Raw genomic sequence first — 24,699 nt, 5'->3', positions numbered from 1 at the left:
GTTGAAATCGGTCATCTGCCCTTCGCATAGCTCAGGGCGTTCTAAGCCCAGGGGAGAAGGTAAGAAGCGCCACTCAGTGGCCTTCAAACCCGATCAGCGTCCTCACCGGCACACCGAGCGCTTCGAGCTTGGCGCGGCCGCCAAGGTCCGGCAGGTCGATGACGAAGCAGGCGGCAAGGATGTCGGCGCCGATCTGGCGCAGCAGCTTGACCGCCGCTTCCGCGGTGCCGCCGGTGGCGATCAGATCGTCGACCAGGATCACCTTCTCGCCGGGTGAGACGCCGTCCTTGTGCATCTCCATCTCGTCCAGCCCGTATTCCAGGCTGTAGGCGACGCGCACCGTCTCGAAAGGCAGCTTGCCCTTCTTGCGGATCGGCACGAAGCCGGCCGAGAGCTGATGGGCGACGGCGCCGCCTAGGATGAAGCCACGCGCTTCGATGCCGGCGATCTTGTCGATCTTCTGGCCGGCATAGGGATGCACCAGCTCGTCGATGGCGCGGCGGAAGGCGCGAGCATTGCCGAGCAGCGTGGTGATGTCGCGAAACAGGATGCCGGGCTTGGGATAGTCCGGGATGGTGCGGATCGCGGCAAGCAGTGTGTCTTCGAGGGAGGATTTCATGGTTCGAGATTACCTGAAACGGAGGTTCTTGCGCGACAATTGTTCGATCGAACTGCAGCCCATCAGCTTCATTCCGCGTTCGATCTCGACCCGCATCTGTTCGAGCGCCCGTTCGACGCCTGGCTGGCCGGCCGCCGCCAGCGGAAACAAATAGTAGCGGCCGACGCCGACCGCCTTGGCGCCGAGCGACAGCGCCTTCAGCACATGCGTGCCGCGCTGCACACCGCCATCCATGATGACGTCGATCCGGTCGCCGACCGCATCGACGATCTCGGCAAGCTGGTCGAAAGCCGCTCGCGAGCCATCCAGTTGGCGGCCGCCGTGGTTCGACAGCACGATGCCGCTGCAGCCGATCTCGACGGCGCGCCTGGCATCCTCCACCGACATGATGCCCTTGAGGCAGAACGGGCCCGACCATAGCCTGACCATCTCGGCGACATCATCCCACGTTATCGACGGATCGAGCATCTCGGTGAAATAGCGGCTGATCGACATGGTGCCGCCCCCCATATCGACATGCTCGTCGAGCTGCGGCAGCTTGAAGCCCTCATGCGTGAAATAGTTTAGCGCCCAGCCCGGCTTGAGCGCGAACTGCGTCATCCCGGCCAGGTTGAGCTTGAAGGGAATGGCAAAGCCGGTGCGTTTGTCGCGCTCACGGTTGCCGCCGGTGATGCTGTCGACGGTCAGCATCATCACTTCGACGCCAACCTCCTTTGCCCGCTGCATCATCGCCCGGTTGAGGCCGCGATCCCGGTGGAAGTAGAACTGATAGACCTGCGGGCCGCTGCTGATCCTGCGCACCTCCTCGAGGCTGATGGTGCCAAGAGAGGACACGCCAAACATCGTCCCGTATTTGGCGGCGGCCTTGGCGACCGCCCGCTCACCCTGATGATGGAACAGCCGTTGCAAGGCGGTCGGCGAGCAGTAGACCGGCATCGCCAGCTTCTGGCCCATCACCGTCACCGACATGTCGATCTCGCTGACCCCGCGCAGGACGTTGGGAACCAGGTCGCAGGTCTCGAAGCTTTCGGTGTTGCGGCGATAGGTGACCTCGTCGTCCGCCGCGCCGTCGATGTAGTTGAAGATCGGCCCCGGCAGCCGTTGCTGCGCCATGCGGCGGAAGTCGGAAAAATTGTGACAGTCGCTGAGCCGCATCATCGATTCCAAATGCCATGGTGAGGCGAGCCGTCGCCATCGTTTCCTGCGTCGAATATCAACCGGAAGTCATCGTGCCAACGGCCTAATTGCCAAGCTGCCGCCCGAGCCCTGGCCGCGAGCACAAAAAGGGGCGCCCGAAGCGCCCCTTTCATCGAAAATCGACTGCCGGCGAAGATCACATGCCGAGATCGGAACGAAGCTCGGCCTTGGCCACCTCGTATTCGGCTTTGAAGTCATCCCGGTTGAGCAGGACCGCGGCAATGACGTTGCCCGAAATCTTGCCCATCTCGATATCGGAGGCGTAATGGATGCCGCCGACCTCACGATTGTGGGCGTATTCAGCCGCACGCGCCATGATCGCGGCGCGCTTTTCCGGAACCATGTCGGACAGGATGATGCCCATCATCGTGCCGACGGTCGCGTGGCCCGAAGGCCACGAACCGGAGCTCGACAGCTTGACCGCGGGCTTGACGAGGTCGCTGAGCTGGTGCGGACGCGGACGCTTCCAGACATCCTTGGCCGGATCAACGACAGCGCCTTCTGTGGCCACCACGCGATCGAAGAAAGCGCTGAATTTCGGCAGTGTCTCCTTGTTGAATCTCGGCCCCATGACGTTGGCGAAGCGCCAGACATTCTCCTCGGCATCGGCAACGGCGCTGGCCACCATCTCGGGCGTGCGCGTCACCTGCAGCGTCAGCACCTCGCCGAGTTCGGCCTTGGTCTGCGCCGAATCGTTTGCCGGCGGCGGCGGCAGGATCATCGTCAGGTCGATATCCTTGCTGGTGACGAAGGGCTGGGCGTCTTCCGCTTGCGCGGCCGAGCCGACGATGAGCAGCAGCAGGCCTGCCGCGAGCGATGCGTATCTTTTCATGGGTGCGATCCTTTGATGAGAGCGGCACAGGATCGCCAGACGCAAGTGACGGCCATGTGACACCACCGCTCTCCACAAATGCAAAAGGGCGCCTTTCGGCGCCCCTTGCGATCACATGGCTGTGTGCGGCTTAGTGCGCCACGCCTTCCCACACCTTGCGCTTGGTGAGATAGACCAGCGCGCCGAACAGGAGCAGAAACACCAGCACGCGGAACCCGGTCTTCTTGCGGTCTTCCATGTGCGGCTCGGCCGCCCACATCAGGAAGGCCGACACGTCACGGGAATACTGGTCAACGGTCTGCGGCGCGCCGTCGTCATAGGTCACCTGGCCGTCGGAGAGCGGCTTGGGCATTTTCAGCGACACGCCGGACATGAAGTACGGGTTGTAGTGGGTGCCTTCCGGTATCACCATGCCGGCAGGCGGCGTCTCGTCGTAGCCGGTCAGCAGCGAGTGGATGTAGTCGGGCCCGCCCGCGGCATACTGGGTGAAGATGTCAAAGACGAATTGCGGAAAGCCGCGCTCGACGCCGCGTGCCTTGGCCAGCAGCGACATGTCGGGCGGAGCGGCGCCGCCATTGGAGGCAGCGGCGGCTTCCTCGTTGGCGAAGGGCGCCGGGAAATGGTCGGACGGCTTGCCGGGGCGGTCGAACATGTCGCCGGCATCGTTGGGGCCGTCATGGATCGTGTACTCGGCCGCCAGCGTCTTGATCTGGGCGTCCGAATAGCCGAGGTCCGAAAGCGTGCGGAATGCCACCAGATTCATCGAATGGCAGGCCGAGCAGACTTCCTTGTAGACCTTCAGGCCGCGCTGCAGTTGCGCCTTGTCATAGGTGCCGAACGGGCCGGTAAAGCTCCAGTTCATCTCCTTCGGCTCGTCGATCGGGAAATGCGTCGGCGCGGCCGCGTTGTGTGCCTCTTCGGCGGCGATCGCCCAAGTGGCTGCGGCCCCAGTGCCGGCGGCCACAAGGCCGATCAGCGCCAGCGAGGTGAGAATCTTCTTCATGCCAAATCCCCTTAGATTCTCTACCGCTCAGCCCTTGGTCTCTGGTGCGGCCGCTGCACCCGCCGGATGCCCGCTGCCGCCCTTGTTCTTCTCGAGCACAGCCTCGGTGATCGAGTTCGGCAGCCTTCGCGGCGTCTCGATCAGGCCGAGCACCGGCAGCGCAACCAGGAAGAAGGCGAAGTAGAACAACGTCGCCATCTGCGCCATAAACACATAGCTGCCTTCGGCAGGCTGCGAGCCCAGCCAGCCAAGCAGGATGGCATCAGCCACGAACAACCAGAAGAACAGCTTGTACCAGGGCCTGTAGACCGCCGAACGCACCTTGGAAGTGTCGAGCCATGGCACCAGGAAAAGCATGACGATGGCGCCGAACATGCACAGCACGCCGCCGAGCTTGGAGTTGATCGGCCCGACATTGAAGGTGATGGCGCGCAGGATCGCGTAGAACGGCAGGAAGTACCATTCCGGCACGATATGGGCCGGCGTCTTCAGCGGGTTGGCGACCGTGTAGTTGTCGGGATGGCCGAGATAGTTCGGCAGGTAGAAAACGAAATAGGCGAAGAAGAACAGGAACACGATCATGCCGAACGCGTCCTTGATGGTCGCGTAAGGGGTGAAGGCGACGGTGTCGGTCTTCGACTTGACCTCGATGCCGGTCGGGTTCGACTGGCCGACGACATGCAGTGCCCAGACGTGCAGGACGACGACACCGGCGATCATGAACGGCAGCAGGTAGTGCAGCGCAAAGAAGCGGTTCAGCGTCGGATTGTCGACGGCAAAGCCACCGAGCAGCAGCTGCTGGATCCATTCGCCGACCAGCGGGATGGCGCTGAAGAAGCCGGTGATGACGGTGGCGCCCCAAAACGACATCTGGCCCCAAGGCAGCACGTAGCCCATGAAGCCGGTCGCCATCATCAGCAGGTAGATGATGCAGCCGAGGATCCACAGCAGCTCGCGCGGCGCCTTGTAGGAGCCGTAATAGAGGCCACGGAAGATGTGGATGTAGACGGCGATGAAGAAGAACGACGCGCCGTTCGAATGCATGTAGCGCAGCAGCCAGCCCGAATTCACGTCGCGCATGATCTTTTCGACCGAGCCGAAGGCGAGATTGGTGTCAGCCGTGTAGTGCATGGCAAGCACGATGCCGGTCAGGATCTGCGCCACCAGCATGATCGCCAGGATGCCGCCGAAGGTCCACGCATAGTTCAGGTTGCGTGGCACCGGATAGGCGATGAAGCTGTCATAGACCATCCGCGGCAGCGGCATACGGGCGTCGAACCAGCGTTCGATACCGGTCTTGGGCGTATAGGTCGAGTGTCCCTCGCTCATCGAAATATCCCCTGCCTCAACCGATAAGGATCTTGGTATCGGAAATGAATTTGAATACCGGCACCGCCATGTTCTCGGGCGCCGGGCCTTTGCGGATGCGGCCGGCCGTATCGTAAACCGAGCCGTGGCACGGGCAGAACCAGCCGCCGAAATCGCCTTCCTGGCCGAGCGGAATGCAGCCCAGATGGGTGCAGACCTGAACCATGACCATCCAGGCTTCCTTGCCGGGCGTGGTGCGGTTGGCGTCGGTCGCCGGCGCATCGGCTGGAAGGTTCGCGTTGCGCGCGATCGGATCCTTGAGGTCTGCCAGCTTGACCGCCTCGCCGTCCTTCATCTCCTGCTCTGTGCGGTTGCGCACCACGACAGGCTTACCACGCCATTTGACGATCAGCGACATGCCCGGCGTCAGCGAGGCGACGTCGACCTCGACGGAGGCCAACGCCAGCGTCGAGGCGTCGGGGCGCATCTGGTCGATGAACGGCCAAGCGAAGGCACCCGCGCCGACCACTGCGGCCATGCCGGTGGCGACGTAGAGAAAATCACGACGGTTGGGATCCTGGATGTCGGTTGCGCTCACGGGTGCCTGATCCTTTCGCCTCTTCCGCGCCGGTGGCTGAGCCTTGTTCCCCGCTCAATTGCGCCAACCCGACTGCGCATGGCGAACAGGCTTGCGAATTCCTCCGGCATTTGGACTTCGGTTTATGCGTGAAGCCCGTTTTTGTCCAGACGGGTGAAGGCACAAGGGCAGATTGTCGCGGGGACAAAATCCGCCGCCTGGCACCGCGATGCCGAATGGCCGCCGAAGATCGCTAAACAACAGGGAAACAACCGCAATTCCGGGCTTCGCCGCCACCTCGACACCCGACACGGGCCTGGTCTATCCTCGCCGCCATGGCACACGTCATAGACCGCGACACTTGGGCTGTTCGCTCCGACCGCTGGAAGGGCGAGCTGCAATGCGGCGCCTACGGTTCGAACTCCTGCCTGATCTTCAACTATCTGCCTGATGTCGGCGGCGGTCCGCGGCTGCACGCGCATCCCTACGCAGAGATCTTCATCATCCGCCAGGGCACCGGCCTGTTCACGGTCGGCGACAAGGAGATCGAGGCATCCGCAGGCCAGATCGTGATCGTTCCGCCCAACATGCCGCACAAATTCACCAATCTCGGCCCAGGTCCGCTGGAAACGACCGACATTCACGAGAACGGCAGTTTCATCACCGAATGGCTTGAGTGACCATGATCCCGAAAAGTGGAAACCGGTTTTCGCTGGAGATCATGGTCGAACAAACAGACAGATAGAGCTATTTCGCGCCAAGCCTGACCAGTACCGCCTTCGGGATGTTGTATTCGCGGATGACGGCGTCGTGCTTGCGCAAGCCGCACAGTTCGCGCTGGATGAAATAGCCGTGCACCGCTTCGGCGGCATCCTTGAGAAGCCTGGGGCGCAGCTGCTCGTCGCCATTGTCGCGCAGCCTGGCCAGCGTTTCCTCGACCCGCTGGCCGGCGCGGCCGAGTGCGGCCGCCTTCTCGGCGAGGATCTCATGGCCGAGCGCATCAAAGGCGGCTTCGGCGGCAGAGGCGCCGGCGAGATGAGATGGCGGACGCAGCGACATTTCAGCCCCCTTTCCCAAAAATCATGCGGTGTGTGACGAATTCTTCGCCCGCCACCGGCAGAAAGCCAAGCCGCTCATAGAAAACGAAGGCTTCTTGCGGTGCGCGGGTGTTCAGCACGGCGAAATAGGAACGGGCCCTGTCGATGACGGTCTCGACCAGCATACGGCCAAGGCCGGTTCGGCGGTGACGCGCACTGACGAACAGGTGCCGGACCCGGCCCTGGTCCCCGCCCTCGAAATAAGGATCGATGTTCAGCCCGCACACGCCGGCGAGTTCCCGGCCATGCCATGCCCCGTACAGCGCCTCGCCCCGCTTCAGGAACTTGTTGCGGCCGGCTGCCCAGCCATCTGCCAGGCGCACCAGCATCCAGTAGCCTTCCAGCCGGCTTTCTTCCTTCAGCGCGTCGAACGCCGGCGTGGTTGGCCGGAGCCGCTTGAGCACGTAGCTGCCCTCCGCCGATCCAGCCATATCCTCACTCCGCCGGCCGCGTCTCTTCGAGCACGCTGTCCTCATGGTAGAGGAAGCCGCCGGACTGCCGCTTCCACAGCCGCGCATAGAGCCCGTCGAGCGCCACCAGTTCGTCATGCGTGCCTTGCTCGACGATACGTCCGCCGTCGAGCACCACGAGCCGGTCGAGTGCCGCGATGGTCGACAGCCGGTGGGCGATGGCGATGACCGTCTTGTTCTCCATCAGCCGCGTCAAATTCTCCTGGATCGCCGCCTCGATGTCGGAATCCAGCGCCGACGTTGCCTCGTCGAGGATCAGGATCGGCGCGTCCTTAAGGAAGACGCGGGCGATCGCCACGCGCTGGCGCTGGCCGCCCGACAGTTTGACGCCGCGCTCGCCGACAAAGGCCTCGTAGCCGGTACGGTCCCTGTTGTCGCGCAAGGTCTGGATGAACTCGTGCGCTTCGGCCTTCCTGGCCGCCGCGATGACTTCGGCGTCGGTCGCGTCAGGCATGCCGAGCTTGATGTTGTCGCGCAGCGAACGGTGGAACAGTGCCGTGTCCTGACTGACGACGCCGATATTGGCGCGCAGCGAATTCTGCGTCACATCGGAAACGTCCTGACCATCGATGGTGATCGACCCGCTTTCCAGATCGTAGAGCCGCAGGATCAAATTGGCGAGCGTGGTCTTGCCGGCGCCGGATGGTCCGACCAGCCCGACCTTCTCGCCCGGCCGCACGACGAGGTCGATGCCGTTGAGCACGCCGAACCCCTTGCCGTAATGGAATTCGACATTTTTCACCTCGATGCGGCCACCGGTAACCACGAGCTCTTTGGCGTCGGGCGCATCGGTGAGGCCGAGCGGCTGCGAGATCAGCGCCTTGGAGTTTTCCAGCACGCCGAGATTCCGCAGTATGCCGTTGAGCTGCATCATCAGCCGGCCGAGCAGCATGTTGAGCCGAAGCACGAGCGACAGCGTGAAGGCGACCGCGCCCACGGTGATCGAGCCTTCGAGCCAGAGATAGACGGCAAAGCAGCCGATCGTCGTGATCATGATGCCCGACAGCGTCGTCAGCGCCATGCGCACGCCGGTCAGCCGGCGGGTGAACGGGCGCAGCGCGTCGAGATAGATGTCGAAACCGTTCTTGATGTAGCGGTCGTCGCCGTCGGCCGAGAACAGTTTCAGCGTCTGCACGTTGGAATAGGAATCGACGATGCGGCCGTTGATCATCGAGCCGGCCTCGGCGGTTTCCTCGGCATGCTTTCGGATTGCCGGCACATAGAGCTTGGCCAGCCAGCCGAAGGCGGAGATCCAGATGACCACCAGCCCCGCCAGCCTGAGATCCAGGCCGGCGACCAGCGCCAGCGTCGTCACCGTATAGACGATCATGAACCAGACGACCTCGATGAAGCTTTCCATCAGGTCGCCGGTGGCTTGCCCCGCCTGCCAGACTTTGGTGGCGATGCGGCCGGCGAAATCATTCTGGAAGAAGGCGTAGGACTGGCGCGACACGTGGCGGTGCGCCTGCCAGCGCACCAGATTGTAGAAGCCGGGCGTGATCGTCTGCTCGTCGACCAGTGCCGACAGGCCGACGACGATGGTGCGGATGACCAGCACCACCGCGATCATGAACACCAGTTCAGGACCGGCGGCGGTCCACAGCGCGTGCCAGCTGCGCTCACTGGGAAGCTGGTCGAGAATATCGACCAGCCGCCCGACGAAGTAGAACAGGCCGGCCTCGACCAGCGGCGCGATGCCGCCGATGACCAGCATGGCGAAAAAGGCGAACTTCGCCTGGCCGACATAGTGCCAGAGAAAACCGCCGACGCTGGTCGGTGGCCGAAGATTCGCGGGCTCCCTGAACGGATAGACCCAGTTCTCGAACCAGCGATAGACGGCAGTCATCATTCGGCAGCTTGGCCCTTTGCAAGTGCGTCATTGGCGACGTCGGCCGGGCCATCCTCGAGCAGGAAGCCGCCCGACTGGCGCTGCCAGAGCTGCGCATAGAGCCCGCCGCTGGCGACGAGCTCGTCATGAGAGCCTTCCTCGATGACCCTGCCCTTGTCCATCACCACCAGCCTGTCCATCGCCGCGATGGTCGACAGCCGGTGCGCGATGGCGATGACGGTCTTGCCTTGCATGAGCTTGTAGAGATTCTCCTGGATCGCCGCCTCAGCCTCGGAATCGAGCGCCGACGTCGCCTCGTCAAGGATAAGTATCGGTGCGTCCTTCAACATAACGCGAGCAATGGCGATGCGTTGCCGCTGGCCGCCGGACAATTTGACGCCGCGGTCGCCGACATGGGCGTCGAACCCTTTGCGGTCATTGGCATCCGAAAGCCCGGCGATGAAGTCCAGCGCCTCGGCGCGCCGTGCTGCCTCGACAAGCAGTTCGTCGCTGGCATCTGGCCGGCCATAAAGGATGTTCTCGCGCACGGAGCGATGCAGCAGTGAGGTGTCCTGCGTCACCATGCCGATCTGGGCGCGCAGCGAATCCTGTGTCACCGCGGCGATCTCCTGACCGTCGATCAGGATCTTGCCGCTCTCCAAGTCGTAGAAACGCAGCAGAAGGTTGACCAGCGTCGACTTGCCGGCGCCCGAGCGGCCGACGATACCGACCTTCTCGCCGGGCTTCACCGTCAGCGACAGGCTCTCGATGACACCCTTCTGCTTGCCATAGTGGAAGCGGATGTCGTCGAAGCGGATCTCACCCCTGGAGACGGCAATGTCCTTTGCACCCGGCCGGTCCTCGACCAGGCGTGGCAGCGAGATCGAGGCGATGCCGTCCTGCACCGTGCCGATGTTCTCGAACAGGCCCGACATCTCCCACATGATCCACTGCGACATGCCCCACAGCCTGAGCACCAGCCCGATGACCACGGCGACCGCGCCGATCGTCACCGACTGGCCGAGCCACAGCCACAACGACAGCGCGGTGACCGAAAACAGCAGCAGCGAATTCATGATGTAGAGCAGGCCGTAGAGCACCGTCACCAGCCGCATCGACCGGTAGACAGTGTCGAGGAAGCCGGCCATGCCCTCCTTGGCGAAGGACGCCTCGCGGCGAGCATGGCTGAACAGCTTGACCGTCTGGATGTTGCTGTAGCTGTCGACGACGCGGCCGGTCATGGTCGAGCGCGCATTGGCCTGTGCCTCGCCGACCTTGCCCAGCCGCGGGATGAAATAGCGCAGCAACAGGATGTAGCTGATGAGCCAGACAACAAGCGGCGTCGCCAGCCGCCAGTCGGCCGAGCCGACGATGAACAGCATGCCAAGAAAATAGACGATGACGTAATTCAGTACATCGATCAGCTTGATGACGCATTCGCGCACGGCGAGCGCCGTCTGCATCAGCTTGGTGGCGATGCGGCCTGCGAACTCGTCCTGGTAGAAGCTCATCGATTGTTTGAGCAGGTAGCGGTGCACCTGCCAGCGGATGCGCATGGGATAGTTGCCCATCAGCGTCTGCTGGTTGAGCAGCGAATGGAGCCACACCGTGCCCGGCAGCGCGAACAACACGATGAAAGCCATGCCGGCGAGTTTCCAGGCTTCGGTCTGAAGGAAAGTCTCGCGATTCTGGCCCGACAGCCAGTCGACGATGCGGCCGAGGAAGCCGAACATCCACACTTCCGCGATGGCGATCGCCGTCACCAGCACCGCGTCGATAAGGATATAGGGCCAGGCGCCGCGTGTGTAATGCACGCAGAAGGCCACCAGCGTCTTGGGCGGCTCGACCGGTTCCGCTGCCGGGAACGGATCGAGCCTTTTTTCAAACCAGCCAAACAACATAGATCATGCTCACAAATCTGTTTCCGCTTACGCGGCACGCGAACGTACGATGTCCCCGGAACGCATGGCGTCGCTGGCCGACGGACCGGAATCATCCGGGCCGTCGGCCTTGCTTTGCGCAATATAGGGGCTCGCGGGCATTTCGCCGACAGGCTCTTTTGCTGATCCTGACGGCGTACTGTCCACGATCCGGAGCTTCGGCCCGGGCCGCATCAGTCGGATCAGCCGACGCACCAGCGACGGCCGGCTGTGGTCGGGAACCGCGCGCGAGAAATCGACATCCGGCAGCATGCCGCGATGCGGCCGGCGGCGGACTTCGGCATGAACCGCCGACGAATAGGTTTCTCCGATCAGCAGTGCCCAGGTCGCCATTTTCCGGTCGTGCAGGCTCCTGGAGCCAGGTATTCTGTAGGGATCGAACATCGGCCCGTCCTCCGTGTGAAAATAGAGATAAAAGGGCGAATCCATATCGTCCGCCGGCATTCGGCCGGAGGCATGGATTGCGTCGGTCGAGACATGACGGCGAGCGTCGGTCCGGACTCGTTCAGGTTGGGCGGTCAGCCCCTTTGACAGTTTGAAAAACATCGCAGGATTCCTTCGAGAGCCGAAAAAGCGTTTCGGCGGGAATCGGTGCGATCAAGTCTTAGAGCGTCAGGAGAATCGTCGTACCGAAACCGCCGTGGGGCGTACAAGCCCACAAGAGGGGCGCTGGATGTGCATGGTCATCATGAATTTCCCCTCCATCGGTTCGGGTTGACAATGGTCGGCATATACAAGACTTCGCAGAAAATGGCCACCCGCAGGTCCAGCAATTTCCAAAACCGCGAGCCCGCTGTGGCCGATCTGCCACTTATTAGAAGGACGCGGAAATGAACGATCGTCTTCGCATCGCGCTCTATCAGCCTGACATCGCCGGCAACACCGGAACAATCCTGCGCTTCGCCGCGTGCCTCGGACTTGACGTCGACATCATCGAACCGGCCGGCTTCCCGCTCTCCGACCGGGCGCTCAAGCGAGCCGGCATGGATTACCTCGAAATGGCTGATCTGACCCGGCATGTCGACTGGCACGCCTTCGAGGATTGGCGCAAGGCCGGCGCGCGCCGGCTGGTGCTTCTGTCGACCAAGGCCGCGATTCCCTATACGAGCTTCCGTTTCGCCAGTGGCGACATCCTTTTGTTCGGCCGCGAATCCGCAGGCGTGCCGGATCCCGTCCATCAGGCGGCGGATGCGCGGCTGACCATCCCCATGCAGGGGGCGGCGCGCAGCATCAACGTCGCGCTTTCCGTCGCTATGGTGGCGGGCGAAGCCCTCCGGCAGCTTGGCTAGGAGTTCGCTGTCAACTCCCGTCATCTTGACCCAGGCGCACATCGCCGTCTCCTTCGTTTGCACATCCAGGCCTTCTTCGCTACAAGCTCAACTTAACTTGAGGTCAAGCGGAAATATTGGAGCGGAAAAGTAGCGATGGCGCCGGTAACGGAATTGACGGTCGGCCAGGTGGCTATGCGCAGCGGGGTGGCAGTGTCGGCGCTGCATTTCTATGAAGCCCGCGGCCTGATCCGCAGCCACCGCACATCGGGCAACCAGCGCCGCTACGCCCGCGACGTGCTGCGCCGGGTGGCGATCATCAAGGTCGCGCAGGAGGTCGGCATCTCACTGGCCGAGATCGGCGCGGCCTTGGCATCCCTGCCCGAAGGCCGCACGCCGACGCGCGACGACTGGAACCTTTTGTCGACCGCCTGGCGCGACGGGCTCGATCACAAGATCGCCCAGCTCAAGAAACTGCGCGACGGGCTGACCGACTGCATCGGCTGTGGCTGCATGTCGATCGACAAATGCCCGCTGCGGAACAAAGGCGACCGGCTGGCAAGGCAAGGCACCGGCGCGAGGCGGCTTATGGCTGGCTGAGCCCCCTTTGTCGGGGAGCATGCCGCACTTCAGTCCGCCGCCGGCAACCGCCTGATGGTGAACTCGATCAGGTCGCCCGGCCGCTCGAACCAGCTTTCGATCTCGGTCCAGTAGGCCTGCTTGGGAAACCGTTCGAACCATTCCTTGGCCTTGAGACGCGCATCTGAACGCGGCAGGACGAAGGTCTCGCGCAGAAAACCGTCCCGCGGCATGCGCACGCGCTCAGCCCGGCTTTGATCGAGCCTCTTCTTCAGGCCATCCAGCGGCGGTCTTGCCGGGGTGCGCACGAAACAACTCCCTTGCACCTTAATGACACTTGACCCTTGCCCCTAAGAGATTAGGGATCGCGCCGGCAAAAGACGAGTCATTTGTAGGGACTAGCTGCCCACAACCGGAGACGGCACTTGGAACGACCTGAAATACCGGCAGGACTGCCCGCCGACATCGAACAGCAGAAGATGAAGGCGCGCCTGTGGTTCGAGGCGCTGCGCGAACGCATCTGCGGCGCCTTTGAGCAGATCGAGGAGGATCTTGGCGGTCCGCTGGCCTCGTGGTCGCCGGGCCGTTTCGAAAAGACGCCGTGGGAACGCGATCAAGGCAAGGGCGGCGGCGGCACCATGTCGATGATGCATGGCCGCGTCTTCGAGAAGGTCGGCGTCCACACTTCGACGGTCTTTGGTGAGTTCTCACCCGAATTCAGGAAGCAGATGCCCGGCGCCGAGGAAGACCCGCGCTTCTGGGCATCCGGCATTTCGCTGATCGCACACCCCTGGAATCCCAATGTTCCGGCTGTGCACATGAACACGCGCATGGTCGTCACGTCTAGCCAATGGTTCGGCGGCGGCGCCGATTTGACGCCGGTGCTCGACCGCCGCCGCACCCAGGACGATCCCGATACCATCGCCTTCCACCGGGCCATGCAGTTCGCTTGCGAGAAGAGCCCCGAGGTCGCCGACTATCCGAAATTCAAAGCATGGTGCGACGAGTATTTCTATCTGCCGCACCGCAACGAGCCACGCGGCACCGGCGGCATCTTCTTCGACTGGCTGCATTCGGGCGAGGACAAGGGCGGCTGGAATGCCGATTTCAACTTCGTCCAGGATGTCGGCCGCTCCTTTCTCGTCGTCTACGGCCACCTCGTGCGCGCCAACTTCAACGAGAACTGGACCGACGGCGACCGTGACGAACAACTCATCCGCCGTGGCCGCTACGTTGAATTCAACCTGCTTCACGATCGCGGCACCATCTTCGGCCTGAAGACCGGCGGCAATGTCGCGTCGATCCTCTCCAGCCTGCCGCCCGAGGTCCGCTGGCCGTAACAAAATGGTGAGCGCAATGTGAGCCGCATTGATGTCTCATTTGCTCGAAATGGGCAGGGAATGTGGCACGCAGCATCCCAAAAAATTTCTTTTTCGTCTAATAGGCGATTGAAAAGACTGGCCTATTTGTTGCGCCGGGTCGGGAAGCGCCGGCGGTTCGCCCGAGCGCAATTCCAGGAAACGAAACCGGTTTCCGTCCTGAATTGCGTCAAGACGAAAGCGAACCGCGACCCGACGCGACCGGACGGCCCAAGACGATGCGGGACATCTTCGTCAAATTCGTCAAAAGGATGCCCGCCTTCCCCAGGAGTACTTCGCAATGCGCAAGATCATTGTTTCGGCTGCCGCCGCTGCCCTTCTCGCCTCCGGTTCGGTGGCATTCGCCGCCGTCAAGCACACCACCGGAACGATCAAGACCTTTGACGCGACGGCCATGAGCCTGGTCCTCGATGACGGATCGTCTTTTACGCTTTCCAAGACCTTCAAGGATCCTGGCCTGCAGGTCGGTGAAAAGGTCCGCGTCTCATGGGAGATGAGCGGCAAGAACAAGGTTGCCGAGGCCGTCAAGGTTGCAAAGTGACGGCCTGACTGCCACGGCAGGACGAGACGATGTCTGGTCCTGTCTCGGGGTAGCGCAAAAAGGCGGAGCAGCTGCTCCGCCTTTTTGCCGTTGACCGCAACCAATACCACCCCATCTGTGTTATGGTTTTCACCCTGCTCCCGTTTCGAAGATTCAACCCTGGACCATGAGCCAAAAAAGTATCGGAGCCTCAGGCTCCACGGAGGAAAAGGAGAAATCCCATGAAGCAATTTCACTGCGGGTCGCTGGTTCCCGGCTGTGACTGGCACACGCGTGCCGACGAGGAGGCCGAGGTCATGCGCCGCGCCGTCGAGCACATGCGCGAGACGCATGGCGAGACGGTCATCCGCGAGACGATGATCGAGGCGATCCGCTCCCGCATCGAGAAGGCCCGCGACGCGGCGTGATTCCAGCAATTCCCGGAAAAGTGTCCCGCGGTCTTTCTGTCCGGAATTGCGTTTGACAGATACTCTAACCGGCTTTTAAGGCTTCTGCGGCGCGTTCAAGCAACGCACCGCGATCGGGCGCAAATCCCGCTTCGACCCATTCCGCCTCAAGGTTCTTGAGGATTTCGCCAAGCTTCGGCCCTGGAACTGCCCCGAGCGCGGTCAGATCGGCGCCCTTTAGCGGAAACAACGGTTTTTCCCATTTCAGGGTGAAGGCAAGCAGGCGCGAAAAACCACCGGCTTCAAGCAGCGCGTCATTGTCCTCGACAGCGCGCACCCGCGCCGCCGCAAGCGACAGCCGCAGGCGGTCGGCAAACCCTTGCCGGTCGCCACGATAGAGCCGCTTCGCCAGTTCGCCCTCGGTCGTCTTCGGCTCGACGGCAGTGGCCAGCGCCCAGTGGCGCAGGCGATCCGCTTCGGCAGTCGAAAACTTGAGTCGCTCGGCGAGCGTCTTCATCCGCGCCGCATCCGGCGGCACAATCGCTTCCAGCCTGAGCAGAGGGTCGGGTGCCCAGCCCAGATCCTTCTCGGCCTTGGTCAGCCCGTGGATCGCATCGATGCCCCATTTCTCGCTTTCCGGCAGCGCGGCGGTCAAGACGCTGGCCTGCCGCATCCACAGCAGCGCCCTCGAGGGATCAGGCGCCGACAACAGCTTCTTCAGCTCCGACCAGATGCGCTCGGCCGAAAGCTGGGCCAGCCCTTGCTTCAGCCGGGCACAGGCTTTCAGCCCCTCGGCATCCGGCCGACCATCGCCATACCAGGCGAAGAAACGGAAGAAGCGCAGGATGCGCAGATAGTCCTCGCGGATGCGCGCTTCCGCATCGCCGATGAAGCGCAGCCGGCGCGCCTCGATATCGGCGATGCCGCCGACCAGGTCGATGACAGCGCCGTCGGCCCCGGCATAGAGCGCGTTGATGGTGAAGTCGCGCCGCTCGGCGTCAAGCTTCCAGTCGCGCCCGAACGACACCTTGGCGCGACGGCCATCGGTCTCGACATCGGCGCGCAAGGTGGTGATTTCATAGGGCTTGCCGCCGGCGACAACGGTGATCGTCCCATGCTCGATGCCGGTCGGCACCGCCTTGAAGCCTTCCGCCTCGGCGCGGCGGATGGTCTCCTGCGGCAGACACGTGGTGGCGATGTCGATGTCGGCGACCGGCTGGCCCATCAGCGTGTTGCGCACGGCACCGCCGGCGATACGTGCCTCTTCACCACCTTCCGCCAGCGCGGCCAGCAGGCGCTGCAGATGCTTGTCGCCGAGCCAGTCGGCCCTGCCCGCGATCGAGACACTCACGCATAAAGCCTTTCGTAAAGCGCACGGATGATGCCGGCGGTGACGCCCCAGATGCGCCGGTCGCCATAAGGCATGTCGTAGAAGAACCATTCGAGATCGTTCCACATGCGGCTGTCGCGCTTGTGGTTGGCAGGGTCCATCAGGAAATGCAGCGGCACTTCGAAGGCGGCATCGACCTCGTCGGCATTCAGGGCGAGCTGGAAACCGGGCCGCACGATGCCCAGCACCGGCGCGATGCGGTAGCCGCTACCGGCGACATAATCGGGCATGCGGCCGATGATCTCGATGCGATCCGGGGCAAGGCCGATCTCCTCGAAGGTTTCGCGCAGCGCCGCCGCTTCCGGACTGGCATCGGTCGGATCGATGGTGCCGCCGGGAAAAGCCACCTGCCCCGAATGGTCGCGCAGCCTTTCGGCCCGTTTGGTCAAGAGAACCGTCGCTTCGCCCTCATGATCGACCACCGGGATCAGCACCGCGGCATTGCGCAGCGGCTTGCCCTGGTTGAGGCGCGGATGGCCGGGATTGAAACGATGATCGCCATAGTCGTCGCCGGCATGCGCATCCGGCTGCGCGGCAAAGCGCGCGCGAAAATCCGCTGACGAAAATGGCGCTGGCGGCACCTGGTCCATCACGTGCTCAGCCGCTTCAACTGGTCCGCCGGCATGATCGGAAAGACCGCGCCTTTCGAGCGCACGGCAAACATGGACTTGCCGCCGATTTCGATCTCCTCGCCATGCCCGACCAGCTCGTACATCACCGGCCGCGCCACCAGCGCCTCCAGCCGCCCGCGAACCAGCACATAGGGCTTCAGGCCGCCGGTCTCGTTCTCGTCGACGAAGCGCAGCGGCCGCTCCGGTCCGGCTTCGACCACGTCGCCGACATTGGTGCGGAAGGTGATGATCTGTGCCTCGCCGCTGCCCGAAACATCCATCTCGACGGCGATGAACGGGGCATCGGCGACGCGGATGCCGACCCGTTCCACCGGTGTTACCAGATAGGTCCTGCCGTCAGGGTCCTTTCGCAGCACCGAGGAGAAAAGCTGCACCAGCGGCATGCGCCCGATCGGCGTGCCCAGATAGAACCACGTGCCGTCGGCCTTGATTTCCATGTCGAGATCGCCGCAGAAGTCGGGATTCCAGCGCTCGACCGGCGCCGCGCCCTTGCCGGCGCGGGCCGCGCGCGAGATCAGTGCCTCGAGACCGCTCGCCTCGGTAGCGGTCGTAAGGCTTTGTTCGCGATGTTCGGAGTGTTCCGTCATGGTCACGAAATAGTCACTGTTGTTCCGCTTGTCAGCCTAAGTCTGTGATTTAAGTTCGAACATAGGCGCCACGCGAGGCCGAATCGCGGCAACCTGTGCTATGGTGCGGGCCGGTATTTCCAACCACAAGGATCGATGCTGCATGAGCGTGATGGTCAAGGAAAGCCCGATCAGCGAAAAGGACATGATCGCCGAGGCCGAGAAGGCGCTGGCCGACATCTCCAGGATCCGCGACGGGGTCGGCCGGGTCATCTTCGGCCAGGAAAGTGTCGTCGAGCGCACGCTGGTGGCGCTTCTGGCTGGCGGCCATGCGCTACTGGTCGGCGTACCGGGCCTCGCCAAGACCAAGCTGGTCGAGACGCTGGGCGTCGTGCTCGGCCTCGATTCGCGCCGCATCCAGTTCACGCCCGACCTGATGCCGTCCGATATCCTCGGCTCCGAGGTCATGGAGCAGGACGAATTCGGCAAGCGCTCCTTCCGTTTCATCTCCGGGCCGATCTTCGCCCAGCTTCTGATGGCTGACGAGATCAACCGCGCCTCGCCGCGCACCCAGTCGGCACTGCTGCAGGCGATGCAGGAGTACCACGTCACCATTGCCGGCGCCCGCCACGACCTGCCGGCGCCCTTCCATGTGCTGGCGACGCAGAATCCGTTGGAGCAGGAAGGCACCTATCCTCTACCCGAGGCCCAGCTCGACCGCTTCTTGATGCAGGTCGACATCCTCTATCCCGAAATCGAGGCGGAGCGCCGCATCCTTCTGGAAACCACCGGCATCGAGGACGCGAAGGCGCAGAATGTGCTGCAACCGGTTCGGTTGAAGGAAATCCAGACGTTGATCCGCCGCATGCCGGTGCCGGAAAGCGTCGTCGAGGCGATCCTGACGCTGGTGCGCTCGGCACGTCCCGGCCAGGGCAATGCCGAGACCGACAAGCATGTCGCCTGGGGCCCCGGCCCGCGCGCTAGCCAGGCGCTAATGCTATGCACAAGGGCGCGCGCGCTCTACGATGGACGGCTGGCGCCCTCCATCGACGATGTCCGTGCGCTGGCCGAGCCGGTGCTGCAGCACCGCATGGCGCTGACCTTCGCCGCCCGCGCCGAAGGCACCAGCGTTCGCGACGTGGTGGCGAAGCTTGTGAAAGGGATTTGATGGCGCGCATCGGCGAGGTCCAGGCCCCGGCAGCCACGCGCGACGCGCTCGCCCGTGGCCGGTTGCGGGCCTCGCTTGTGCCCGACCTGCTGGTCGAGGCTCGCCGCATCGTCAACACGGTGATCGCCGGCTGGCATGGCCGCCGCAAGCGCGGCATCGGCGAGAATTTCTGGCAGTTCCGGCCCTATGTCGAAGGCGATTCCTCGCGCATCGACTGGCGCCGCTCGGCCCGCGACGACCATACCTATGTGCGCGACCGCGAATGGGAGGCTGCCCATACGGTCTGGCTGTGGGCCGACCCCTCGCCGTCAATGCTCTACAAGTCGACCGGCGCCAGCGTCTCCAAGCAATCGCGCGCGCTGGTGCTGACATTGGCGATGGCCGAGTTGTTGTCGCGCAGCGGCGAGCGCATCGCCTGGCCGGGCCTCACCGATCCGTTCACCGCCCGCAACGGCGCCGAGCGCATCGCCGCCCAGCTCATGCACGCCGGCGAACTGCCGGCAAAACCCGATTTGTCCGACATCCGCCGCTTCTGCGACATCGTCATCGCCAGCGACTTCCTCGACCCGGTCGAGGAAACGATGGCCTGGCTCGACGTGCTGGCCCGCCACGGTGTGCGGGCCCACCTGATCGAGGTCGCCGACCCGGCCGAGGAAACCTTCCCCTATGCCGGCCGCACCGAGTTCACCGATCCCGAGACCGGCGACAAGCTGACCGCCGGCCGCGCCGAGATGCTCGGCGATGAATACCGCCTGCTCTACACCGCCCGCCGCCACGAACTGGCTGCCTGGTGCAAGCGGCTCGGCTGGAGCTTTACCGTCAACCACACCGATCGGCTGGCTTCCGACGCACTGGTGCGCCTGCACCTGGCGATGACCGCCGACGGCGGCCATGCCGGGCTGACCTCTGGTCATGCCGGGCTGAGCGGTGGCGGTCAGCCCGGAAAGGCCGTCGCATGAGCTGGCTGCCGCTCTCCTTTGGCGCCCCCATGGTGCTGTGGGGCCTGCTGGCGCTGCCGGTGATCTGGTGGCTGCTGCGGCTGACGCCGCCCAAGCCGCAGATGGAAATCTTCCCGCCGCTGAAGATCCTGGCGCGCGTGCTGAAGCGCGAGGAGACGCCGCAGCAAAGCCCGTGGTGGCTGACGCTGCTCAGGCTCCTGATGGCCGCCCTCATCGTCGCAGCACTTGCCGAACCGGTGTTCAACCCGCGCGAGAAACTGCCGGCCGAGGGTGCGGCCCTGGCGCTGGTCATCGACAATGACTGGGCAAGTGCCGCCGACTGGAACAAGCGCGTCGCCACCGCCGAACGGCTGATCAACGACGGCGGTTCGAACGGCGTGCCTGTCATCATCGCCTTCACCGCCGAAAAGCCCAATTCGGAAATCGGACCGTTCGATGCCGCCGCCGCCCTCGACCGGCTGCGCGCCGCCAAGCCGCGACCGATCCCGACCGACCGGCCCGGCGTCTATGCCCGCGTCGCCGGCGTGCTGGACGGCTTGCCCGGCGCCAGCGTCGCCGTGCTTGCCGACGGCCTGGCGGCAAAAGGCGACCAGGCCGCCTTCAACACGCTGTTGTCGAAAAATGCCGCCCGCGTCGTCTGGGCCAGTTCCGACCGGCTGTCGCTGACTGGCCTGACCACCGCCGACAATCAGGTCGATGGCTTTGCCTTGACCGCCATCCGCGCGCCGGGCGACCCGGCCCCGGCGCAAGTCACCGCCGGCGCCTTCGACGACAAGGGCCGCCGCATCGCCGACGCGACGCTGACCTTTTCGCCTGGCGAAACCACCGCCACCGGCACCATGACGGTGCCGTTCGAGCTGCGCAACGATTTTGCTTCAATCGCGCTCGACGGTGAACGCCAGGCCGGCGCCGTGCGCGTCCTAGACGAAAGCTCCAAGCGCCGCCGCGTCGGGCTGCTATCGCAGGCCGAGGCCGACCAGGCGCAGCCGCTTTTGTCACCGCTCTACTACATCAGGCGCGCGCTGCAGCCCTTCGCCGACCTCGTCGAACCTTCCAGCGCCGACCTCGCCGACGCGATCCCGCAGATTCTCGACCAGAAGCCGGCGATGATCATTATGGCCGACATCGGCACCATTCCCGCACAGGTCCGGCAAAGGCTGGTCGACTGGGTCGACAATGGCGGCACGCTGGTGCGTTTTGCCGGGTCACGGCTGGCCGCCGCCGGCAATGACGACGACCTGCTGCCGGTCCGCCTGCGCACCGGAGAGCGTTCGCTCGGCGGCGCGCTGTCCTGGACGTCGCCGCAGCCGGTCACCGAATTCCCCAAGGCCGGCCCGTTCGCCGACCTCGCCCCGCCCACCGAGGTAACCGTCAGCAGGCAGGTGCTGGCCGAACCGACACCCGACATCGTCGAGCGCACCTGGGCGGCGCTCGCCGATGGCACGCCGCTGGTCACCGGACTGAAGAAGGGCAAGGGCACGCTGGTGCTGTTCCATGTCACGCCCGAGGCGACCTGGTCGAACCTGCCGATCTCGGGCAGCTTCGTCGAAATGCTGCGCCGCATCGTGCAGCTGTCGCGCAACCAGGGTGCGGCGATCGCCAATGCCGAAGCCGCCGCCACCTCGCTGGCGCCCTACCGCATGATCTCAGCCGACGGCTCGCTGGTGCCGCCGACACCGGACGCACGGCCGCTGGTGCCGGGTCCCGCGCTGGCGGTGACCTTCGAGAACCCGCCCGGCCTCTATGGCTCCGAGACCGGCGTCTTCGCCCACAATTTGCTCGATGCCGCAAGCACGTTCGCGCCGCTGGCGCGCCCGCAAATCACTGTCCCCGTCACATCGATCCAGTATGCCTTTGACGAATCACGCAACCTGAAGGGTGCGCTGGTCACGGCCGCCCTGTTGCTGATGCTGCTCGACACGCTGGCGGTTTTCTGGATCGGCGGCCTGTTTACACGCCGGCCGCGCCGTGCCGGTGCCGTGGCCACCACCGCCGCGATCCTTATTGGCCTCGGCGCACTGTTTAGCCATGCCGACCTTGCCCGCGCCGACGACGCCAAGCCGGGCGACGAGGTTGCCATCGAGGCCATATCGAAGACCCGCATCGCCTATGTGCTGACCGGCGTGCCGGGCGACGATTCGATCAGCCGCGCCGGGCTCGAAGGCCTGACCCGCTTCCTGGTCGAGAAGACAGCACTTGAACCGGGTGCGCCGGCCGGCATCGACATTGCGAAGGACGAGCTGTCTTTCTACCCGCTGATCTACTGGCCGATTGATCCGGCCGCACCCATGCCGAGCCAGGCCGCGATCGCCCGCATCGACGCCTATATGCAGCAGGGCGGCACTGTGCTGTTTGACACCCGTGACCAGTTCGCCAACGGCATCGGCGCCGATTCGACCAGCCCGGCGACGGAGCGGCTGCGCGACATTCTCGGCAATCTCAACGTGCCGCCGCTGGAACCGGTGCCGTCAGACCACGTGCTGACCAAATCCTTCTTCATCCTGCCCGAATTTCCCGGCCGCTTCAGTGGCAGCCCGCTCTGGGTCGAGGCCTCGCTCGACGCCAGCAATGCCGAGAACCGGCCGGTGCGCACCGGCGACGGCGTCTCGCCGATCATGATCACCGCCAATGATTTCGCCGGCGCCTGGGCGGTCGACGAGAATGGCGATCCGTTGCTGCCGACCGTGCCGGCGGACCCGATGCAGCGCATCTACGCGCTGCGCGCCGGCGTCAACATCATGATGTACATGCTGACCGGCAACTACAAATCCGACCAGGTGCACGTGCCCATACTGCTCGAACGGCTGGGGCAGTAGGATGACGTTCCTCGTAGCGCTCCCTATGCGGATCGACCCTCCCCACACGGGCGAGGGTAACGCATGAACTGGTCGATCTCGCTCGAACCGCTGATCTCCTGGCCGTTGCTGGCCTTGGTGCTGGTGCCGCTGGCGCTGCTGGCGCTCGTCGGGCTGTGGTTTCGCCAGCGTGGCGCCATCTTCCGTTTCGTCGCCCTGCTCGCGCTCGCCGCCGCCCTGTTCAACCCGGTGTTCCTAAACGAGGAGCGCGAGCCGCTGAAAAGCGTTGTCGCGCTCATCGTCGATCGCAGTCAGAGCCAGGATATCGGCGACCGCACCGAACAGACCGACGAGGCGCTCGCCGGGCTGCAGCAGCGTCTTGGCCGCTTCAAGCAGTTCGACGTGCGTGTTGTCGAGGCCGGCAAATCGCAGGCCGCCGAGGAGCGCACCGAGACACGGCTGTTCGGCGCGCTCGAAGGCGCCTTCCGCGACGTGCCGCCGTCACGCATTGGCGGCGCCATCATGATCACCGATGGCGAGGTGCATGACGCGCCCGCGGGCGCACCCGATTTCAACGCCCCGCTGCATGCCCTGATCACCGGCAACGACCACGAAAAGGATCGCCGCATCCGCTTCGAGAACGCGCCGCGCTTCGGCCTTGTCGGCAAGCCGCTCGACATGACCTACCGCGTCATCTCGACGGAAAACGAGACCGGCCCGGTTGATGTCCGTGTCTCGGTCAATGGCGAGCAGGTCGCGGTCGAGCATGCCACCGTCGGCCAGGCCATGCCGCTGCAGGTGACCATTCCTGGCGCCGGCCGCAACATCGTCGAGCTCGCCATCGACCGCCAACCGGGCGAACTGACCGACACCAACAACCGCGCCATCGCGCTGATCGACGGCATTCGCGAAAACCTGCGCGTGCTGCTCGTCTCCGGCGAGCCACATGCGGGCGAGCGCACCTGGCGCAACCTGTTGAAATCCGACGCCTCGGTCGATCTCGTCCATTTCACCATTCTGCGGCCGCCGGAAAAGCAGGACGGCACGCCGATCAACGAATTGTCGCTGATCGCCTTCCCGACCCGCGAGCTGTTCGTCGAGAAGATAAAGGATTTCGACCTCATCATCTTCGACCGCTACCAGCACCGCGACGTGCTGCCGATCCTCTATTACGACTACATCTCCGAATATGTTGAAAAGGGCGGCGCCTTGCTGATCGCGGCCGGCCCCGAATATGCCGGCGAAAGCTCGATCGCGCGCACGCCGCTGATGTCGGCCCTGCCGGCAATGCCGACCGGCGAGGTGGTCGACAAGGCCTTTTATCCGCGCCTCACCGATCTCGGCCAGCGCCATCCGGTAACGCGCGGGCTCGACGGTTCGGCCACCGAGCCGCCGCACTGGAGCCGCTGGTTCCGCACCATCGGCGTGCAGAATCCCGAAGGCGAGATCGTGATGAAGGGCGCCGACAACCGGCCTCTGCTGCTGCTCGACCGCAAGGGAGAAGGCCGCGTCGGCATGCTTCTGTCCGACCAGGGCTGGCTGTGGGCGCGCGGCTTCGAGGGTGGCGGCCCGCACGTCCAGCTCTACCGCCGCATCGCCCACTGGCTGATGAAGGAGCCTGAGCTGGAGGAAGAGCGGTTGACCGCCGACGGCCGCGGTATGGTGCTGGAAATCCGCCGCCAGACGATGGCCGATGATCCAGGCCCGGCGCAGATCATCACTCCCTCCGGCAAGACACTGACGGTCAAGCTCGAGAAATCGGAGCCCGGCGTCTTCCTCGGCAGCGTCGAAACCAGCGAGATCGGCCTTTACCAGGTGGCCAATGGCGACCTTACCGCGCTGGCCCATGTCGGACCGGTCAACGCGCCGGAATTCGCCGACGTCATTTCCACCGAAAACCGGCTGAAGGCGCCGGCGGAAGCCACCGGCGGCAGCGTGCGGCGGCTGGCGTCATCCTCGGCCCTTGGCAGCGACGTGACGCTGCCTTCGATCGTGCCGGTGCGCTCGGCCGGTGATGCATCCGGCAGCGACTGGATCGGCCTGCGCACGACGGACGACAGCGTGCTCAAGGCCGTCTCGCGCGTGCCGATGTTCGGCGGCTTCCTCGGCCTCGGCCTGCTGCTTCTGGCGATGGGCTCGATGTGGTACCGCGAGGGGCGGTAAGA

25 protein-coding genes are annotated in these 24,699 nt (G+C 64.2%); 10 read left to right on the top strand and 15 right to left on the bottom strand.

Features of this window, described 5'->3' with window-relative positions:
* Nucleotides 1-73: 73 nt before the first annotated feature.
* The 6 genes from AC1D10_RS07590 to petA all read right to left on the bottom strand — a co-directional run bounded on the left by AC1D10_RS07590 (nucleotide 74) and on the right by petA (nucleotide 5,557).
* Nucleotides 74-619: an adenine phosphoribosyltransferase gene (locus AC1D10_RS07590; protein ID WP_111542869.1), complete on the bottom strand. Its 546-nt coding sequence runs from the start codon at nucleotides 617-619 to the stop codon at nucleotides 74-76.
* 9 nt (nucleotides 620-628) lie between these two features.
* A complete protein-coding gene (locus AC1D10_RS07585; protein ID WP_477270236.1) occupies nucleotides 629-1,774 on the bottom strand; it encodes an alpha-hydroxy acid oxidase in 1,146 nt (381 codons plus the stop codon).
* Nucleotides 1,775-1,952: 178 nt separating this feature from the next.
* Nucleotides 1,953-2,648: an acid phosphatase gene (locus AC1D10_RS07580; RefSeq protein WP_477270234.1), complete on the bottom strand. Its 696-nt coding sequence runs from the start codon at nucleotides 2,646-2,648 to the stop codon at nucleotides 1,953-1,955.
* Nucleotides 2,649-2,778: 130 nt separating this feature from the next.
* Complete coding sequence (locus AC1D10_RS07575; RefSeq protein WP_477270232.1) at nucleotides 2,779-3,651, bottom strand: cytochrome c1; 873 nt, start codon at nucleotides 3,649-3,651, stop codon at nucleotides 2,779-2,781.
* Nucleotides 3,652-3,678: 27 nt separating this feature from the next.
* Complete coding sequence (locus tag AC1D10_RS07570; protein ID WP_477270230.1) at nucleotides 3,679-4,980, bottom strand: cytochrome b; 1,302 nt, start codon at nucleotides 4,978-4,980, stop codon at nucleotides 3,679-3,681.
* Nucleotides 4,981-4,996: 16 nt separating this feature from the next.
* Nucleotides 4,997-5,557, bottom strand: a complete 561-nt coding sequence (gene petA / locus AC1D10_RS07565; protein WP_379100948.1) for a ubiquinol-cytochrome c reductase iron-sulfur subunit — start codon at nucleotides 5,555-5,557, stop codon at nucleotides 4,997-4,999.
* Nucleotides 5,558-5,871: 314 nt separating this feature from the next.
* Between petA and AC1D10_RS07560 the strand changes: the two genes are divergently transcribed.
* Nucleotides 5,872-6,216, top strand: coding sequence for a cupin domain-containing protein (locus tag AC1D10_RS07560; RefSeq protein ID WP_477270227.1), 345 nt, complete (start codon nucleotides 5,872-5,874; stop codon nucleotides 6,214-6,216).
* A gap of 67 nt (nucleotides 6,217-6,283) precedes the next feature.
* On the opposite strand, the gene AC1D10_RS07555 is transcribed toward AC1D10_RS07560, so the two are convergent.
* From AC1D10_RS07555 to AC1D10_RS07535, 5 genes are read right to left on the bottom strand one after another with little or no spacing between them, the layout of a single operon-like run.
* Complete coding sequence (locus AC1D10_RS07555) at nucleotides 6,284-6,595, bottom strand: DUF6665 family protein (protein WP_477270225.1); 312 nt, start codon at nucleotides 6,593-6,595, stop codon at nucleotides 6,284-6,286.
* A gap of 1 nt (nucleotide 6,596) precedes the next feature.
* Complete coding sequence (locus tag AC1D10_RS07550; protein WP_477270223.1) at nucleotides 6,597-7,064, bottom strand: GNAT family N-acetyltransferase; 468 nt, start codon at nucleotides 7,062-7,064, stop codon at nucleotides 6,597-6,599.
* 4 nt (nucleotides 7,065-7,068) lie between these two features.
* Nucleotides 7,069-8,952, bottom strand: a complete 1,884-nt coding sequence (locus AC1D10_RS07545; RefSeq protein ID WP_477270221.1) for an ABC transporter ATP-binding protein — start codon at nucleotides 8,950-8,952, stop codon at nucleotides 7,069-7,071.
* Nucleotides 8,949-10,832, bottom strand: a complete 1,884-nt coding sequence (locus tag AC1D10_RS07540) for an ABC transporter ATP-binding protein (protein ID WP_477270219.1) — start codon at nucleotides 10,830-10,832, stop codon at nucleotides 8,949-8,951. The genes AC1D10_RS07545 and AC1D10_RS07540 overlap by 4 nt, the downstream gene beginning before the upstream one ends.
* 27 nt (nucleotides 10,833-10,859) lie before the next feature.
* Entirely contained in the window at nucleotides 10,860-11,417 is a 558-nt protein-coding gene (locus AC1D10_RS07535) for a hypothetical protein (RefSeq protein ID WP_477270217.1), read from the bottom strand.
* 284 nt (nucleotides 11,418-11,701) lie between these two features.
* On the opposite strand from AC1D10_RS07535, the gene AC1D10_RS07530 reads away from it, so the two are divergent.
* Both AC1D10_RS07530 and soxR read left to right on the top strand, forming a co-directional pair.
* Complete coding sequence (locus tag AC1D10_RS07530) at nucleotides 11,702-12,160, top strand: tRNA (cytidine(34)-2'-O)-methyltransferase (protein WP_477270215.1); 459 nt, start codon at nucleotides 11,702-11,704, stop codon at nucleotides 12,158-12,160.
* Nucleotides 12,161-12,295: 135 nt separating this feature from the next.
* Complete coding sequence (soxR, locus tag AC1D10_RS07525; RefSeq protein WP_477270213.1) at nucleotides 12,296-12,739, top strand: redox-sensitive transcriptional activator SoxR; 444 nt, start codon at nucleotides 12,296-12,298, stop codon at nucleotides 12,737-12,739.
* Nucleotides 12,740-12,768: 29 nt separating this feature from the next.
* Here the strand turns inward: soxR and AC1D10_RS07520 are convergent, their stop codons facing one another.
* Nucleotides 12,769-13,026, bottom strand: coding sequence for a hypothetical protein (locus AC1D10_RS07520; RefSeq protein WP_013529975.1), 258 nt, complete (start codon nucleotides 13,024-13,026; stop codon nucleotides 12,769-12,771).
* A 117-nt stretch (nucleotides 13,027-13,143) separates the two neighbouring features.
* Between AC1D10_RS07520 and hemF the strand changes: the two genes are divergently transcribed.
* The 3 genes from hemF (at nucleotide 13,144) to AC1D10_RS07505 (ending at nucleotide 15,045) form a co-directional block, all read left to right on the top strand.
* On the top strand, nucleotides 13,144-14,058 hold the full coding sequence (hemF, locus tag AC1D10_RS07515) for an oxygen-dependent coproporphyrinogen oxidase (RefSeq protein ID WP_477270210.1): 915 nt from the start codon (nucleotides 13,144-13,146) through the stop codon (nucleotides 14,056-14,058).
* Nucleotides 14,059-14,377: 319 nt separating this feature from the next.
* Nucleotides 14,378-14,638, top strand: a complete 261-nt coding sequence (locus AC1D10_RS07510; RefSeq protein WP_379100973.1) for a DUF1344 domain-containing protein — start codon at nucleotides 14,378-14,380, stop codon at nucleotides 14,636-14,638.
* A 221-nt stretch (nucleotides 14,639-14,859) separates the two neighbouring features.
* Complete coding sequence (locus AC1D10_RS07505; protein WP_172348929.1) at nucleotides 14,860-15,045, top strand: DUF1059 domain-containing protein; 186 nt, start codon at nucleotides 14,860-14,862, stop codon at nucleotides 15,043-15,045.
* Between the two features lie 64 nt (nucleotides 15,046-15,109).
* Here the strand turns inward: AC1D10_RS07505 and AC1D10_RS07500 are convergent, their stop codons facing one another.
* The 3 genes from AC1D10_RS07500 to AC1D10_RS07490 are packed head-to-tail and all read right to left on the bottom strand — an operon-like array spanning nucleotide 15,110 to nucleotide 17,633.
* Complete coding sequence (locus AC1D10_RS07500) at nucleotides 15,110-16,375, bottom strand: CCA tRNA nucleotidyltransferase (protein WP_477270207.1); 1,266 nt, start codon at nucleotides 16,373-16,375, stop codon at nucleotides 15,110-15,112.
* Nucleotides 16,372-17,004, bottom strand: a complete 633-nt coding sequence (locus tag AC1D10_RS07495) for a CoA pyrophosphatase (protein WP_477270205.1) — start codon at nucleotides 17,002-17,004, stop codon at nucleotides 16,372-16,374. Before AC1D10_RS07495 ends, AC1D10_RS07500 begins: the two co-directional genes overlap by 4 nt.
* A complete protein-coding gene (locus tag AC1D10_RS07490; RefSeq protein ID WP_477270941.1) occupies nucleotides 17,004-17,633 on the bottom strand; it encodes a DUF1285 domain-containing protein in 630 nt (209 codons plus the stop codon). The genes AC1D10_RS07495 and AC1D10_RS07490 overlap by 1 nt, the downstream gene beginning before the upstream one ends.
* A gap of 142 nt (nucleotides 17,634-17,775) precedes the next feature.
* On the opposite strand from AC1D10_RS07490, the gene AC1D10_RS07485 reads away from it, so the two are divergent.
* The 4 genes from AC1D10_RS07485 (at nucleotide 17,776) to AC1D10_RS07470 (ending at nucleotide 24,697) form a co-directional block, all read left to right on the top strand.
* Entirely contained in the window at nucleotides 17,776-18,780 is a 1,005-nt protein-coding gene (locus AC1D10_RS07485) for an AAA family ATPase (protein ID WP_477270203.1), read from the top strand.
* A complete protein-coding gene (locus AC1D10_RS07480; protein ID WP_477270201.1) occupies nucleotides 18,780-19,739 on the top strand; it encodes a DUF58 domain-containing protein in 960 nt (319 codons plus the stop codon). Before AC1D10_RS07485 ends, AC1D10_RS07480 begins: the two co-directional genes overlap by 1 nt.
* A complete protein-coding gene (locus tag AC1D10_RS07475) occupies nucleotides 19,736-22,555 on the top strand; it encodes a DUF4159 domain-containing protein (protein WP_477270199.1) in 2,820 nt (939 codons plus the stop codon). The genes AC1D10_RS07480 and AC1D10_RS07475 overlap by 4 nt, the downstream gene beginning before the upstream one ends.
* Nucleotides 22,556-22,618: 63 nt before the next feature.
* The gene (locus AC1D10_RS07470) at nucleotides 22,619-24,697 is read left to right on the top strand and encodes a hypothetical protein (RefSeq protein WP_477270197.1); all 2,079 of its coding nucleotides are present in this window, start codon (nucleotides 22,619-22,621) and stop codon (nucleotides 24,695-24,697) included.
* Nucleotides 24,698-24,699 lie beyond the last annotated feature (2 nt).

The organism is Mesorhizobium sp. P2_A8, from assembly GCF_056404935.1.
The sequence above is the reverse complement of the archived record's forward strand: the minus strand, read 5'-3'. Positions and strand labels throughout refer to the sequence as shown.

What these genes read in the sequence shown, in the direction of transcription:
- AC1D10_RS07580 (WP_477270234.1), bottom strand. Translation starts at nt 2,648, where the DNA reads ATGAAAAGATACGCATCGCTCGCGGCAGGCCTGCTGCTGCTCATCGTC.
- AC1D10_RS07535 (WP_477270217.1), bottom strand. Translation starts at nt 11,417, where the DNA reads ATGTTTTTCAAACTGTCAAAGGGGCTGACCGCCCAACCTGAACGAGTC.
- AC1D10_RS07485 (WP_477270203.1), top strand. Translation starts at nt 17,776, where the DNA reads ATGAGCGTGATGGTCAAGGAAAGCCCGATCAGCGAAAAGGACATGATC.
- AC1D10_RS07480 (WP_477270201.1), top strand. Translation starts at nt 18,780, where the DNA reads ATGGCGCGCATCGGCGAGGTCCAGGCCCCGGCAGCCACGCGCGACGCG.
- AC1D10_RS07585 (WP_477270236.1), bottom strand. Translation starts at nt 1,774, where the DNA reads ATGCGGCTCAGCGACTGTCACAATTTTTCCGACTTCCGCCGCATGGCG.
- AC1D10_RS07495 (WP_477270205.1), bottom strand. Translation starts at nt 17,004, where the DNA reads ATGGACCAGGTGCCGCCAGCGCCATTTTCGTCAGCGGATTTTCGCGCG.
- AC1D10_RS07575 (WP_477270232.1), bottom strand. Translation starts at nt 3,651, where the DNA reads ATGAAGAAGATTCTCACCTCGCTGGCGCTGATCGGCCTTGTGGCCGCC.
- AC1D10_RS07540 (WP_477270219.1), bottom strand. Translation starts at nt 10,832, where the DNA reads ATGTTGTTTGGCTGGTTTGAAAAAAGGCTCGATCCGTTCCCGGCAGCG.
- AC1D10_RS07590 (WP_111542869.1), bottom strand. Translation starts at nt 619, where the DNA reads ATGAAATCCTCCCTCGAAGACACACTGCTTGCCGCGATCCGCACCATC.
- AC1D10_RS07560 (WP_477270227.1), top strand. Translation starts at nt 5,872, where the DNA reads ATGGCACACGTCATAGACCGCGACACTTGGGCTGTTCGCTCCGACCGC.
- AC1D10_RS07505 (WP_172348929.1), top strand. Translation starts at nt 14,860, where the DNA reads ATGAAGCAATTTCACTGCGGGTCGCTGGTTCCCGGCTGTGACTGGCAC.
- AC1D10_RS07555 (WP_477270225.1), bottom strand. Translation starts at nt 6,595, where the DNA reads ATGTCGCTGCGTCCGCCATCTCATCTCGCCGGCGCCTCTGCCGCCGAA.
- AC1D10_RS07545 (WP_477270221.1), bottom strand. Translation starts at nt 8,952, where the DNA reads ATGATGACTGCCGTCTATCGCTGGTTCGAGAACTGGGTCTATCCGTTC.
- soxR (WP_477270213.1), top strand. Translation starts at nt 12,296, where the DNA reads ATGGCGCCGGTAACGGAATTGACGGTCGGCCAGGTGGCTATGCGCAGC.
- AC1D10_RS07530 (WP_477270215.1), top strand. Translation starts at nt 11,702, where the DNA reads ATGAACGATCGTCTTCGCATCGCGCTCTATCAGCCTGACATCGCCGGC.
- AC1D10_RS07490 (WP_477270941.1), bottom strand. Translation starts at nt 17,633, where the DNA reads ATGACGGAACACTCCGAACATCGCGAACAAAGCCTTACGACCGCTACC.
- AC1D10_RS07570 (WP_477270230.1), bottom strand. Translation starts at nt 4,980, where the DNA reads ATGAGCGAGGGACACTCGACCTATACGCCCAAGACCGGTATCGAACGC.
- AC1D10_RS07510 (WP_379100973.1), top strand. Translation starts at nt 14,378, where the DNA reads ATGCGCAAGATCATTGTTTCGGCTGCCGCCGCTGCCCTTCTCGCCTCC.
- AC1D10_RS07550 (WP_477270223.1), bottom strand. Translation starts at nt 7,064, where the DNA reads ATGGCTGGATCGGCGGAGGGCAGCTACGTGCTCAAGCGGCTCCGGCCA.
- AC1D10_RS07470 (WP_477270197.1), top strand. Translation starts at nt 22,619, where the DNA reads ATGAACTGGTCGATCTCGCTCGAACCGCTGATCTCCTGGCCGTTGCTG.
- AC1D10_RS07475 (WP_477270199.1), top strand. Translation starts at nt 19,736, where the DNA reads ATGAGCTGGCTGCCGCTCTCCTTTGGCGCCCCCATGGTGCTGTGGGGC.